13 protein-coding genes and 1 tRNA gene are annotated in these 12,673 nt (G+C 60.6%); 6 read left to right on the forward strand and 8 right to left on the reverse strand.

Annotation, left to right across the window (positions count from 1 at the left end):
* The first annotated feature begins 10 nt into the window (after positions 1 to 10).
* From ihfA to CQ007_RS19385, 5 genes are all read left to right on the forward strand, one after another.
* Positions 11 to 313, forward strand: a complete 303-nt coding sequence (gene ihfA, locus CQ007_RS10525) for an integration host factor subunit alpha (RefSeq protein ID WP_105645777.1) — start codon at positions 11 to 13, stop codon at positions 311 to 313.
* A complete protein-coding gene (locus tag CQ007_RS10530; RefSeq protein ID WP_105645778.1) occupies positions 294 to 653 on the forward strand; it encodes a MerR family transcriptional regulator in 360 nt (119 codons plus the stop codon). The genes ihfA and CQ007_RS10530 overlap by 20 nt, the downstream gene beginning before the upstream one ends.
* Before the next feature lie 83 nt (positions 654 to 736).
* A tRNA-Pro gene (locus CQ007_RS10535) sits at positions 737 to 813 on the forward strand.
* A 200-nt stretch (positions 814 to 1,013) separates the two neighbouring features.
* On the forward strand, positions 1,014 to 2,171 hold the full coding sequence (locus CQ007_RS10540; protein ID WP_371919819.1) for a ferric reductase-like transmembrane domain-containing protein: 1,158 nt from the start codon (positions 1,014 to 1,016) through the stop codon (positions 2,169 to 2,171).
* Positions 2,152 to 2,337: a hypothetical protein gene (locus CQ007_RS19385; RefSeq protein WP_371919820.1), complete on the forward strand. Its 186-nt coding sequence runs from the start codon at positions 2,152 to 2,154 to the stop codon at positions 2,335 to 2,337. The genes CQ007_RS10540 and CQ007_RS19385 overlap by 20 nt, the downstream gene beginning before the upstream one ends.
* 67 nt (positions 2,338 to 2,404) lie before the next feature.
* Here CQ007_RS19385 and rimO read toward each other — a convergent pair whose 3' ends face one another.
* The 8 genes from rimO to CQ007_RS10580 all read right to left on the reverse strand — a co-directional run bounded on the left by rimO (position 2,405) and on the right by CQ007_RS10580 (position 11,870).
* The gene (gene rimO, locus CQ007_RS10545; protein ID WP_105645779.1) at positions 2,405 to 3,751 is read right to left on the reverse strand and encodes a 30S ribosomal protein S12 methylthiotransferase RimO; all 1,347 of its coding nucleotides are present in this window, start codon (positions 3,749 to 3,751) and stop codon (positions 2,405 to 2,407) included.
* Positions 3,752 to 3,858: 107 nt separating this feature from the next.
* Positions 3,859 to 4,212, reverse strand: a complete 354-nt coding sequence (locus tag CQ007_RS10550) for a DUF1428 domain-containing protein (RefSeq protein ID WP_105645780.1) — start codon at positions 4,210 to 4,212, stop codon at positions 3,859 to 3,861.
* A gap of 11 nt (positions 4,213 to 4,223) precedes the next feature.
* Positions 4,224 to 5,258, reverse strand: coding sequence for an alpha/beta fold hydrolase (locus CQ007_RS10555; RefSeq protein ID WP_105645781.1), 1,035 nt, complete (start codon positions 5,256 to 5,258; stop codon positions 4,224 to 4,226).
* 28 nt (positions 5,259 to 5,286) lie between these two features.
* The gene (locus CQ007_RS10560) at positions 5,287 to 6,102 is read right to left on the reverse strand and encodes an SDR family oxidoreductase (RefSeq protein WP_105645782.1); all 816 of its coding nucleotides are present in this window, start codon (positions 6,100 to 6,102) and stop codon (positions 5,287 to 5,289) included.
* 27 nt (positions 6,103 to 6,129) lie between these two features.
* Positions 6,130 to 7,605: an NAD(P)/FAD-dependent oxidoreductase gene (locus tag CQ007_RS10565; RefSeq protein WP_105645783.1), complete on the reverse strand. Its 1,476-nt coding sequence runs from the start codon at positions 7,603 to 7,605 to the stop codon at positions 6,130 to 6,132.
* Between the two features lie 156 nt (positions 7,606 to 7,761).
* On the reverse strand, positions 7,762 to 7,980 hold the full coding sequence (locus tag CQ007_RS10570; RefSeq protein ID WP_105645784.1) for a YgdI/YgdR family lipoprotein: 219 nt from the start codon (positions 7,978 to 7,980) through the stop codon (positions 7,762 to 7,764).
* Positions 7,981 to 8,117: 137 nt separating this feature from the next.
* The gene (acnB, locus tag CQ007_RS10575; protein WP_105645828.1) at positions 8,118 to 10,712 is read right to left on the reverse strand and encodes a bifunctional aconitate hydratase 2/2-methylisocitrate dehydratase; all 2,595 of its coding nucleotides are present in this window, start codon (positions 10,710 to 10,712) and stop codon (positions 8,118 to 8,120) included.
* 297 nt (positions 10,713 to 11,009) lie between these two features.
* Positions 11,010 to 11,870, reverse strand: a complete 861-nt coding sequence (locus tag CQ007_RS10580; RefSeq protein ID WP_105645785.1) for a universal stress protein — start codon at positions 11,868 to 11,870, stop codon at positions 11,010 to 11,012.
* A 150-nt stretch (positions 11,871 to 12,020) separates the two neighbouring features.
* Here CQ007_RS10580 and CQ007_RS10585 point away from each other — a divergent pair, with 150 nt between their 5' ends.
* Positions 12,021 to 12,632 (forward strand): tRNA-(ms[2]io[6]A)-hydroxylase, encoded by a 612-nt coding sequence (locus tag CQ007_RS10585; protein ID WP_105645786.1) that lies wholly within the window; start codon positions 12,021 to 12,023, stop codon positions 12,630 to 12,632.
* Positions 12,633 to 12,673 lie beyond the last annotated feature (41 nt).

Here is a 12,673-nt window from a genome sequence, read left to right on the forward strand (position 1 = left end):
GAAGTTGCGCATGGGGGCTCTGACAAAAGCAGAAATGGCGGAACACCTCTACGAGGAACTTGGCTTCAACAAGCGTGAAGCCAAGGAACTGGTGGAACTGTTTTTCGAGGAGATCCGCAACGCGCTTGAGAACAACGAGCAGGTCAAGTTGTCCGGCTTCGGCAACTTCGACCTGCGCGACAAGCGCCAGCGCCCCGGCCGCAACCCCAAGACCGGCGAAGAAATCCCGATTACGGCCCGGCGCGTGGTTACCTTCCGCCCCGGTCAGAAACTCAAGGCCCGAGTAGAAGCCTATGCTGGAACCCAGCCATAACAATGAACTGCCGGCGATCCCGGGAAAACGCTACTTCACCATCGGCGAGGTAAGCGAGCTATGTGCGGTCAAACCGCACGTGCTGCGCTACTGGGAACAGGAATTCCCACAACTGTCCCCGGTCAAGCGTCGCGGCAATCGCCGTTACTACCAACGTCAGGACGTACTGATGATCCGTCAGATCCGTTCCCTGCTGTACGATCAGGGCTTCACCATCGGCGGTGCTCGCCAGCGTTTGTCCGGTGATGAGGCGAAAGATGATGGCAGCCACTATAAACAGTTGATTCGTCAGACCATTGCCGAGCTGGAGGAAGTCCTTCAGGTACTCAAGGCGAATTGATTGAAATATGAAAAAAACCTTTCGCATTTCAGTTAGTTAATGTATAGTTCGTCCCGCTTTGGCAGCAATTGCAAAGCATCAGTCGGGGCGTAGCGCAGCCTGGTAGCGCACTTGCATGGGGTGCAAGGGGTCGAGTGTTCGAATCACTCCGTCCCGACCAAATCAATCAATGACATAGCCGCTTTCGAGCGGCTTTGTTGTTTCTGCCCAAGTGACTTTTCAAGTGACTTGGGCTTTTCTGGTTTATCCATCCCACCTTGCTCCTCATCAAGTCGCTATCGCACCTTTCCCACTACCATGAAACTGCCGTTGTACTGGTATTTTCGGTCATGCTGTGACCTGTGCCGGGAGTTTCAAAAGATGAAGTACATCCGTACTACCTACGTATTGTTGTTCGTTGGCCTGATGCTACTTTGGCTGCTGACAGGTAATCTGCTCCAGAGGCCGCTGCAGTTCTTTCCATTCCGCTCCGCGATGATCAACTTCACCGGCGTCCTGGCCATGGGGGCCATGAGTGTGGGCATGATGCTGGCGTTGCGTCCGTTCCGGATGGAGCCCTTTCTCGGCGGGCTGGACAAGAGCTACCGGCTGCACAAGTGGTTGGGGGTGACGGCGCTGGTGATCTCCATCATCCACTGGCTGTGGGTCGAGGTGCCGAGATGGCTGGTTGGTTGGGGCATGCTGGTCAAGCCACCCAAGGGGCCCAAGCCGCCCCAGTCCTGGCTGGTGGAGTGGTTCAACCTGCAGCATGGGTTTGCCGAGCAGGTAGGAGAGTGGGCCTTCTATGCGGCGGTGGTGCTGATTCTGCTGGCGCTGATCAGGTATTTCCCCTATCGCTATTTCTTCCGGACTCACCGCCTGCTGGCCCTGGTTTACCTGGTTCTGGTCTATCACTCTATCGTGCTGATGAAGCCGGCCCAGTGGCCGACTGCCCTGGGCATGGTAATGGCGCTGTTGATGCTGGGCGGAAGCATCGCTGCGGTGGTTTCCCTGGTGGGAGGTATCGGTCGTCGGATGCGGGCGGTGGGGGTAGTGGATGCACTGGAGTATTTCAGGGACAATCATGTGCTTCAGGTGGTCATTCAACTGCGCGATCGCTGGATGCCGCATCGGGCCGGGCAATTCGCCTTCGTTACCTTCGACGAGAAGGAGGGTGCCCATCCCTTTACCCTGTCTTCATGCTGGGATCATCGTGGCAAGCTGTGTTTCCATATCAAGGAGCTGGGCGATTACACCCGCACCCTGCCAGAAGTGCTGAGAGTCGGTCAGATGGCTATCGTAGAGGGACCCTATGGCTGTTTCGATTTCAGCGGACCGCAGCAGCGGCAGATCTGGATTGGTGGCGGCATAGGTATCACCCCTTTCATGGCTCGCCTGCAGGCGCTGGCGGTGCAGCCAGATGGTCGTGAGATCGACCTCTGGTACAGTACCGCCGAACCTGATCCTGGTTTCATTGAGCGGCTCACACGTCTGGCCGAAGAGGCCGATCCGGCTGCATGTGGTCTTCAGCGAGCGTGATGGTCGCCTCTCGGCGGATCGGTTGTGCGAAGCGGTGCCGCAATGGAAGGAAGCTTCAATCTGGTTCTGTGGTCCCGGCGGTTTCGGCAAAGCGCTGCGTGAGGGGCTGACCGAGCGTGGTCTGGCCCCGGCCAACTTCCATCAGGAATTGTTCGACATGCGCTAGCCCTGCCGGGTAATCGGAACTCGGTAGGCGAAGCGCTGATCGTTTGTCCAGGCGGGGCGGGTCGGTATCAGACCAGCTCCGCCCACAGATCATACTCATCAGCCGCCGTCACCCGTACATTGAGGATATCCCCTGGGTTCAACGGCTCCTCGGTGTCGATATAGACATTGCCATCGATCTCCGGCGCATCGGCCATGGAGCGGGCGATGGGGCCTTCCTCGTCGACTTCATCGATAACCACCTGGATGGTCTTGCCGATCTTCAGCTGCAGGCGGGCGGCGGAGATGGCCTGTTGATGGGCCATGAAGCGTTCCCAGCGTTCCTGCTTGATATCGTCCGGTACCGCTTCCAGACCCAGCTTTTCGGCCGGGGCACCTTCTACCGGTGAGTACTGGAAGCAGCCGACGCGGTCGAGCTGGGCCTCGGTGAGCCAGTCGAGCAGGTACTGGAAGTCCTCTTCGGTCTCGCTGGGGAAGCCGACGATGAAGGTCGAACGGATGGTCAGTTCCGGACAGATCTCCCGCCATGCCTTGATTCGTGCCAGGGTCTTGTCTTCGAAGGCCGGGCGCTTCATCGCCTTGAGCACCTTCGGGCTGGCATGCTGGAAGGGGATATCCAGGTAGGGCAGGATCTTGCCCTCGGCCATCAGTGGGATCAGTTCATCGACGTGTGGGTAGGGGTAGACGTAGTGCAGGCGTACCCAGACCCCGAGTTCGCTGAGGGCTTCGCACAGTTCGGTCATGCGCGACTTCACCGGGCGTCCATTCCAGAAGCCGGTGCGGTACTTGATATCCACGCCGTAGGCGCTGGTGTCCTGGGAGATGACCAGCAGCTCCTTGACGCCAGACTTGACCAGGCGTTCGGCTTCGCTGAGCACGTCGCCCACCGGACGGCTGACCAGCTTGCCGCGCATGGAGGGGATGATGCAGAAGCTGCAGCTGTGGTTGCAGCCTTCGGAGATCTTCAGGTAGGCGTAATGGCGCGGGGTCAGCTTGATGCCCTGGGGTGGCACCAGATCGATCAGTGGGTTGTGATCGGCCTTGGGCGGGACCACTTCGTGCACGGCGTTGACCACCTGTTCGTACTGCTGAGGTCCGGTGACGGCCAGTACGCTGGGGTGGACATCACGGATGGCGCCTTCCTCTACACCCATGCAGCCGGTGACGATGACCCGGCCATTTTCGGCAATCGCCTCGCCAATGGCATCCAGCGATTCGGCCTTGGCCGAGTCGATGAAGCCACAGGTGTTGACCACCACCACGTCGGCGCCCTCATAGCTGGATACCACCTCGTAACCTTCGGTACGCAGCTGGGTGAGAATGCGCTCGGAATCGACGAGCGCTTTGGGGCACCCGAGCGAGATGAATCCTACACTGGGATTGCTCTTCTTGGTGGGGGTTGCGGTTTCAGTCATCAGGGGCCACGTGTGTCGGAAAAAACGTGGCGTATTCTAGCCGGCGACCCTGCGCTGCGCCATAGCTGCGGCGAGCCGCCGGTCATTCATTTTCCTACCGGGCCTGCTTACAGACGGACGGCCTCGCGAAAGCCGCCCCAGAACATGCGTTTGCCATCGAAGGGCATATTCTCCGGGTCGGATTTGAGACGTGGATCTGCCATCACCTGGGCGAGGATGCGATCCCTATCTTCTTTTCCGGCGTAGACGATCCATGAGAACACCACGATCTCGCCAGGCTGCAATTTGACGCTCAAGGAAAAGGAGGTATGTTCGCCTTCTGGCACGTCGTCTGCGAGACTTTCGACGTATTCGAGAGCGCCGTACTCTTTCCATATTGCTGCTGCCTGTTGCGCGAGTTTCAGATAGTCGTCCAGTCTGTCACGCGGGACCGGAACGACAAAGCCATCAATGTAGCTCATGTTGCCTCCTGTTATATAGCAGCTTGTGGGGGAGATGGCATGTCGTCCGAGCATAGTTGATGGTCGGTCTGGTCGAGGACTTTCGCGATGGATGGTCGGGGCTGGATGGCAGTGTCCATTGCGCGCCGGATGAAGTCGGCGGTGACCTCCGGTTGGGTCAATGGCAGCATGTGTCCGCCATCGATCAGCTCCAGTGTCGTGCCAGGGGCTATGTCGACCAGCGCCTGGCCCTGTTCCTGCGGATTCAGGATGCGATCCTGCCGGCCATACAGCACGGCAATCGGTAGGGCCAGTCTGGGGTACTGCTGTTGCATCTGCGGTAGTACCTGTTCCAGTGCGGTCAGGTCAGAAGAGGCAGCAATGAAGTGGCTGGGGCGCAGGCCGAGGAGCCCACCACCGCGCAGGCCGAAATCGGCGGGTGGTTGCTCGGGGCCGAAGACGATGCCCAGTATCTTCTCCCGTTTGCGTATCGACAGCGGGGTTGCCAGGGTCCAGGCCACCAGCTTGCGTAGCCAGGACCAGCGGATGGTCAGCGCGGCAAAGGCGGGGGACACTTCGCCAGGGAGGTGGGTCAGGGGAGCGACCAGGGCCAGCCCACGTGCTTTCTCCGGGTATCTCAGGGCGGTAGCCAGGGCGACAGCACCACCAAGTGAATGGCCGACGAGCAGGGGCTTTTCGAGCCGCAGGATGTCGATCAGCCCGCCGAGGATATCGGCCTGCACCGCCAGTGACGCGGATGAGCGCGGGTGGCGTACCGAGTAACCGCTGCCGGGGCGGTCGATGGCGATCACATGATAGTCCCTGGCCAATTGCTCAATGACGCTGTAGCCAAAATGCTGGGCGACGCCGCTGAGGCCGTGGACCAGCAGAATGGTCGGTCCCTTGCCCTGTTCGATGTAGTGCAGGCGGTTGCCCATCACGGTGATGAAACGTCCTTCCGGCGGCATGCCGGCCTCGACGCGCTTGGCGATGAACAGGGTGTAGAGGAATAGTCCGGCGGCAATTGCCAGCAGGAGAATCACTATTATGCTGAGCAGATGACTCACGATGAAATCCTTGTGCGTATCGTCGGTATCAGTCGTTGTTGGTCGCCAGGCCCGGTAGCAGACGCCAGTAGTTGACTGGCATCAGGCGTTCCAGCCAGGAGAGTACCCGCGCATCATTGCCCACCACCACGCGAGGCTTGTCGCGCTCGATACCGCGCAGAATGATCTGCGCGGCCCGGACGGGCGGCATGCGCAACAGTCTCTGGGCTCGGGCCAGTTTCTGTTGTTTCTGCTCTTCGCTGGCATCGTCCGGGGAGCGGGCGCTGGTGGCAATCGCGGTAGCCACGCCGCCGGGATGCACCACGGTCACGCCCACCGGGCTGCCCTGCAGCTCCAGGCGCAGTGCATTGGAAAAACCGCGTACCGCGAACTTGCTGGCACAGTACGCAGTCTGCCCGGCCGGGGTGATCAGTCCGAACAGGCTGGAAACGTTGACGATGCGAGCGGCAGGGCGCTGTTTCAGCAAGGGCAGGAAGGCGCGACACAGGCACACCACCGCATCGAAGTTGATCGACATCAGCCAGTCGAAGTTGTCGGTCGAGACCTGCTCGAAGTTGCCACCAAGGGCGACACCAGCGTTATTGATCAGCAGATCGACCTGGCCATGCTCGTCCATGACGACCTGGGGCAGGGCGGCGATGGCTTCGCGGTTGGAGACATCCAATGGGTGTTCGCTGACACGCACGCCCTGGACGCGGGCCTCGGCAGCAGTTTGCGCCAGCGCCTGGGCATTCAGATCAGCCAGTGCCAGGTGGCAGCCGCGCTCGGCCAGGGCTAGCGCCAGGGCACGGCCGATTCCGCTGCCTGCACCAGTCAGTACTGCGACACGATCGTTGACTTGCATACGTTGTCATCCTTTTCCGTTGTTCCGTCATTGAAACTGCAGTACACCGTCATCGACGCGTCCGTACTGGATGGTGAGCTTGTCCTGCAGGTAGTTCTGATGCACTTGCCAGGGTCTGCGGTTGCCCTGTTTCGGCAGGATGCCTGCGGCCCGCTGCACGTAGCCCGAGGTGAAATTCAGGAAGGGTTCCACGTTGACCGCTGGATCCCGGCGCGGTACGGCGATGCGGTAGCCCTTGCGGTCCATATGGCGCAGCAGGCGACAGGTGTAGTTGGAGGTCAGCTCGGCCTTGAGGGTCCAGGAGGCATTGGTGTAGCCGAAGGTCAGGATCAGGTTGGGAATGTCGCTGAGCATCATGCCTTTGTAGGACATGCACTCACCCAGCACCATGGGCTTGTCATCCACGCTGATCTCGACATCGCCCATGGCATTGAGCTTGAGGCCGGTGGCGGTAACGATGATATCGGCCTCCAGCTCCTCTCCTGAGGTCAGGCGGATGCCTTTCTCGGTAAAGGAGTCGATGGTGTCGGTGACTACCGAGGCGCGCCCGGCGCGGATGTCATGGAACAGATCACCGTTGGGGACCGCGCACAGGCGCTGATCCCAGGGTTTGTAGGACGGGGTGAAGTGTTTCATGTCTATTCCCGGGCCGATCTGCGCCCTGGCCATGTGCAGCAGCCGTTCCTTGAACAGCTCGGGCTTGTTGCGAGCGAGCTTGAAGAAGAAGGCGCTGACAAGGATATTCTTCCAGCGCGTCAAGCGGTGGGCGATGGGTAGCGGCAGCCATTTCTGCAGGCGCTGGGCAAGGCCATCTTCCAGTGGTCGGGCCACTACGTAGCTGGGCGAGCGCTGCAGCATGGTCACGTGCGCAGCGGTCTGGGTCATCGCCGGCACCAGGGTCACGGCGGTTGCGCCACTGCCGATCACCACCACGCGCTTGCCGGCGTAGTCCAGATCACTCGGCCAGAACTGCGGGTGAATGATCTGCCCGGTGTACGCCTGTTCGTTGGGGAAGGCCGGGCGGTAGCCCTCATCGTAACTGTAGTAGCCAGCGCAGACCGACAGCAACCTGGCCTGGAACCGCTCTTCGCGCTCGTTACCCAGCTCATCGGTGGCCAGGGCGGTGACGCTCCACAGCGCCTCCCGGCTGGACCAGCTGGCATGGGTGACCCTGCGCTGGAAACGGATGTTGTGGGTGATCCCCGCCTCTTCGGCGATGTCTTCGATATAGCGTTTGATATCCGGGCCGTCAGCGATGGCTTTGCGGTGGGTCCAGGGTTTGTAGCTGTAACTCAGGGTATACATGTCCGAGTCCGAGCGGATGCCGGGATAGCGGAACAGATCCCAGGTGCCACCGATGGCGTTGCGCCGCTCGAGAATCAGGTAGCGCTTGTCTGGGCACTGATCGGTCAGCGCCCGGGCGGCGCCGATCCCGGAGAGGCCCGCCCCTATGATCAGTACGTCCAGCGGGCCTGGTTGAAATTGTTCTTGTTGTCTGCTCATGCCAGTATCCCTGCAATTGGCTATACCGACAATCTAGAGTGTCGTGTACGCGCAGACAATTCCGATAGCCAGAATTCACTGCCTGAATACGCTGACTGCCGTGTGAGGTGGCGGTGGAGGCAGTCGTCCTCCGCTATGCGGAGGCGACAGGCTGGATCAACGTTCCTTGATTTCGCGCACGTCACCCTGGGGAATCTGGTTCATGCGGCCGCTTTCGTCCTCGTATTCGATCATGCCGGTGTCGTCATCGATTTCCGGCTTGTCATCCGCTTCGATGATCTGGCCGTCACTGGTACGGATCAGGTGATCATTGGAACAGCCTGCCAGGGCGAACATACCGGTAATGCAGAACGCCGCGATTATCCACTGCTTCATGTCGTAACCCTCTTGTTTGCGTCATGTTTAGAGCAAGTACACAATTTGTGACAGGATTTCGTCAGGCCGGTTCCGCTTGTTTATTGACCGCAAAAAAAAGCCCCGCACGGAGCGGGGCTTTCACTGATTACGGCTAATCAGATTTCGGTCACCGGAATGCTGGCAGCAGCTTTCTGGTAGGACGCGATTTCGTTGAAGTTCATGTAGCGATAGATCTCGCTGGACATGCTGTTGAGATCAGCAGCATAGGTCATGTATTCCTCAACGCTCGGCAGGCGGCCAAGGATGGCTGCAACCGAGGCCAGTTCGGCGGAGGCCAGGAAGACGTCGGCACCATCACCCAGACGGTTCGGGAAGTTCCGTGTGGAGGTGGAGACCGCAGTCGACTTGGCGGCGATGCGTGCCTGGTTACCCATGCACAGCGAGCAGCCGGGCATTTCCATGCGTGCGCCAGCCTTGCCGTAGATGCCGTAGTAACCTTCCTCGGTCAGCATCCACTGATCCATCTTGGTCGGCGGGGCCAGCCACAGACGGGTCGGCAGAGCGTCCTTGTTCTTCTCCAGCAGCTTGCCGGCGGCACGGAAGTGACCGATGTTGGTCATGCAGGAACCGATGAAGACTTCGTCGATCTGGCGGCCAACCACGTCGGACAGCAGACGGGCGTCGTCAGGATCGTTCGGGGCGCACAGGATCGGCTCCTTGATCTCGGCCAGGTCGATCTCGATCACCGCTGCGTACTCGGCGTCGGCATCGGCTTCCATCAGCTCGGGCTTGGCCAGCCAGGCTTCCATGGCCTGGGCACGACGCTCCAGGGTACGCGCATCATCGTAACCTTCGGCGATCATCCAGCGCAGCAGGGTGATGTTGGACTTCAGGTACTCGGCGATGGCGTCTTCCGGCAGCTTGATGGTGCAACCGGCAGCCGAACGCTCGGCGGAAGCGTCGGACAGCTCGAACGCCTGCTCGACGGTCAGGCCGGTGAGACCTTCGATCTCGAGAATGCGGCCGGAGAAGATGTTCTTCTTGCCTTTCTTCTCGACGGTCAGCAGACCTTCCTGGATGGCGTAGTAGGGGATCGCATGAACCAGGTCACGCAGGGTGATGCCCGGCTGCATGTCGCCCTTGAAGCGCACCAGTACCGACTCCGGCATGTCCAGCGGCATGACACCGGTGGCAGCAGCGAAGGCGACCAGGCCGGAACCGGCCGGGAAGGAGATGCCCATCGGGAAGCGGGTGTGCGAGTCGCCACCGGTACCGACGGTGTCGGGCAGCAGCATGCGGTTCAGCCAGCTGTGGATGATGCCGTCACCCGGACGCAGCGCAACGCCACCACGGTTGTGGATGAAGTCGGGCAGGGTGTGGTGGGTGTTGACGTCGATCGGCTTCGGATACGCGGCGGTGTGGCAGAAGGACTGCATGACCAGGTCGGCGGAGAAGCCCAGGCAAGCCAGGTCCTTCAGCTCGTCACGGGTCATCGGGCCAGTGGTGTCCTGGGAGCCGACAGTCGTCATCTTGGGTTCGCAGTAGGTGCCGGGGCGTACGCCTTCGACGCCACAGGCCTTACCGACCATCTTCTGCGCCAGGGTGAAGCCCTTGTCGCTCTCGGCAGGTGCTTCGGGCTTGCGGAACAGCTCGGAGGGAGCCAGGCCCAGTTCGGTACGGGCCTTCTCGGTCAGGCCACGGCCGATGATCAGCGGAATACGGCCACCGGCGCGCACTTCGTCGAGCAGCACCTGGGTCTTCAGTTCGAAGGTGGTGATGACTTCATCGGTGCCGTGCTTGCATACCTTGCCTTCGTAGGGGTAGACGTCGATGGCGTCACCCATGTTCAGGTCGTTGCAGTCGAACTCGATCGGCAGGGCGCCGGCGTCTTCCATGGTGTTGTAGAAGATCGGGGCGATCTTGGAGCCGAAGCAGTAACCACCGGCGCGCTTGTTCGGCACGTAGGGGATGTCGTCACCGAAGAACCAGAGTACCGAGTTGGTGGCAGACTTGCGCGAGGAACCGGTACCGACCACGTCACCGACGTAGGCGACCGGCAGGCCTTTGGCCTTCATCGCTTCGATCTGGGTCAGCGGGCCAGTGACGCCGGGCTCGATCGGCTCGATGCCGTCACGGGCCATTTTCAGCATGGCCAGGGCGTGCAGCGGGATGTCCGGGCGCGACCAGGCATCGGGAGCCGGGGACAGGTCGTCGGTGTTGGTTTCGCCAGGCACCTTGAATACGGTCAGGCTGATCTTTTCCGCAACGGCAGGCTTGTTGGTGAACCACTCGCCGTCAGCCCAGGACTGCAGGACGGCCTTGGCGTGGGGGTTGCCGTTCTTGGCGCGTTCGGCGACGTCGTGGAAGGCGTCGAACATCAGCAGGGTGTGCTTGAGTTGTTCGGCGGCGGTAGCAGCCAGCTCTTCGCTGTCGAGCAGCTCAACCATGGTGGCGATGTTGTAGCCACCCTGCATGGTGCCCAGCAGTTCGACGGCGCGAACCTTGTTCAGCAGCGGGGAAGTGGCTTCGCCCTTGGCTACGGCGGACAGGAAGGCAGCCTTGACGTAGGCGGCTTCATCCACTCCCGGCGGGACGCGGTTGGTGAGCAGATCAAGCAGGAATTCTTCTTCGCCGGCAGGTGGGTTTTTCAGGAGATCAACCAGACCAGCGGTTTGTTCGGCATTAAGCGGCTGAGGCACGACGCCTTGAGCGGCGCGTTCTTCAACGTGTTTGCGATAGGCTTCAAGCACAATAATTACCCTCATCAGTCTGTTCCGTTTGTGACGGAACGGTCATCCTCACGGACCTGGGATGCCGAAAATAGGGATGGGTGCAAGCGCAGGCCCGATCTGGTGGGGGGGCAACCTGGTTTACTGGGGTAACAGAATACGGTTGCGGGCAAACGCCTGTACACATGCACTCACGGCGGGCAGGAATTCTACAGGAATAGGCGCACAAAGTTAAGGTGGACGGTGTTACAACCTTCGTCGCGATGCGGGCAAGGGACAAAAGGTCGCGGCCCAGGAGCAGGCCGCGAACCACCCGGGTTATTTTTCCACCAGTTGCTCCAGGTGGGCGATCATGTCGTCCGGCTTGAGTACCAGGACATCCCCGCTGAGCTGGTCGAGCACCACTTCGGCGGTATTGCCGATCAGCGCGCCGGAAATACCGGTACGGGCCACGGTGCCGATCACGGTAACGGCGGCGCCGATCTGCTGGGCAACCCGGGGAATCAGCGTGTCAGCCGGGCCCTCGTCGATATGGGTATTGGCCTCGCTGAGACTGTACTGCTCGATATAGCGGGCGGCCTTGTCACTGTAGATCTTCACGATGTTCTCGCGCAGCTGGTAGACCGGGTTGGCAGCCGACAGCATGGGCGCCGGGTGGGCACTGATCAGATGCAGTTCGCCGCTGATCATGTCGGCGATATCCGCTGCGTGGCTGACGATGGCATCGTGCAGCCGATAATGCTCGTCATCGTGGCTTCCCAGGTCCACTGCGGCCAGGACCTTGCCCTGCAGCCAGGAGGCATTGTCCTTGGCCAACAGTACCGGCGCCGGACAGTAGCGCAGCAGTTTCCAGTCGTCCGGTGTGAGCAGAGCCTTCTTCAGTGGGTTGTCCGGCAGATGCTGCTTGATGACCAGGCCGCAGCCCTCGGCCATCAATGTGCGCACTATGGTGTCGGTCGTGTTGCCGTGCCAGGCCTGGGTGTAGCTGGCCCTGATCCCGGCCGCCTCCAGGCCGGCGCACAGTTCGTCGAGCAGCGGGGAGAAGTCACTGCGGTTCTCGCAGACCAGCAGGTGCAGTTCGGCTCCGAGATAACCGGCAATCAATCTCGAGCGCACCAGCGCTACGTTGTCTTCCCTGGTGGGGTCGATCACACTCAGTATTCGTTTGATGGTTTGCATGGCTTCTCCCTTCTCGACAAGCATCGTATCGCTGTAATGTACCTACCAATGTAGACGCTTTTCGCCGGTGTGCCGTTGACCTGGGGCAAGATGACGAGCGGGTGTATATCCGTATAATGCCGCTCGACTTCATTTTGCTGACGTGAATCCATGACACTTCCCGACCATCTGCTTGCCTTTTTGCGCTGCGCTACCCCGCAGGCGTGGGTCCGGCAGGCCCTGCAGCACCCCGAAGAGCTGCTGATCGACCATGCCAACTGCGAGAAGAAGGCGGCTTCGACCGCGCTGAACCTGATGTTTCGCTATATCGACAAGCCCGACCTGCTGCAGAAAATGTCGCGCCTGGCCCGTGAGGAGTTGCGGCATTTCGAGCAGGTCACGGCCTTGATGAACAAGCGTGGGGTGGCTTATCGCGGGCTGTCGGCCAGCCACTATGCGCAGCGCCTGCGCCAGCATGTGCGCACCGTGGAACCGGGCCGACTGATCGATACGCTGATCGTCGGCGCCTTCATCGAGGCGCGTTCCTGCGAGCGTTTCGCCAGCCTGGCGCCACATCTGGATGACGAGCTGGCGGATTTCTACCGCTCGCTGCTCAAGTCCGAAGCGCGGCACTATGAGGACTACCTGAAATTGGCCCGGGCCTATGCTGATGGCCCGATTGACGAGCGCATCGCCTTCTTTGCCGAAGTAGAGGCCCAGGCGGTGCGGGAGGACGATACCGAGTTTCGCTTCCACAGCGGTGCTATCGATTCGCCAGCCTGAATGATGTCGCTATACTGCGGACAGCGATAAATGAGCAGGGG

Origin of the sequence: Pseudomonas sp. MYb185 (assembly GCF_002979975.1) — a bacterium.
Taxonomy (GTDB): domain Bacteria; phylum Pseudomonadota; class Gammaproteobacteria; order Pseudomonadales; family Pseudomonadaceae; genus Halopseudomonas.

Bases quoted from the DNA above. Each gene is read 5' to 3' on its own strand.
- rimO (WP_105645779.1), bottom strand. From the start codon at position 3,751: ATGACTGAAACCGCAACCCCCACCAAGAAGAGCAATCCCAGTGTAGGA.
- CQ007_RS10540 (WP_371919819.1), top strand. From the start codon at position 1,014: ATGAAGTACATCCGTACTACCTACGTATTGTTGTTCGTTGGCCTGATG.
- CQ007_RS10570 (WP_105645784.1), bottom strand. From the start codon at position 7,980: ATGAAGCAGTGGATAATCGCGGCGTTCTGCATTACCGGTATGTTCGCC.
- CQ007_RS10580 (WP_105645785.1), bottom strand. From the start codon at position 11,870: ATGCAAACCATCAAACGAATACTGAGTGTGATCGACCCCACCAGGGAA.
- CQ007_RS10560 (WP_105645782.1), bottom strand. From the start codon at position 6,102: ATGCAAGTCAACGATCGTGTCGCAGTACTGACTGGTGCAGGCAGCGGA.
- CQ007_RS10550 (WP_105645780.1), bottom strand. From the start codon at position 4,212: ATGAGCTACATTGATGGCTTTGTCGTTCCGGTCCCGCGTGACAGACTG.
- ihfA (WP_105645777.1), top strand. From the start codon at position 11: ATGGGGGCTCTGACAAAAGCAGAAATGGCGGAACACCTCTACGAGGAA.
- CQ007_RS10565 (WP_105645783.1), bottom strand. From the start codon at position 7,605: ATGAGCAGACAACAAGAACAATTTCAACCAGGCCCGCTGGACGTACTG.
- CQ007_RS10530 (WP_105645778.1), top strand. From the start codon at position 294: ATGCTGGAACCCAGCCATAACAATGAACTGCCGGCGATCCCGGGAAAA.
- CQ007_RS10585 (WP_105645786.1), top strand. From the start codon at position 12,021: ATGACACTTCCCGACCATCTGCTTGCCTTTTTGCGCTGCGCTACCCCG.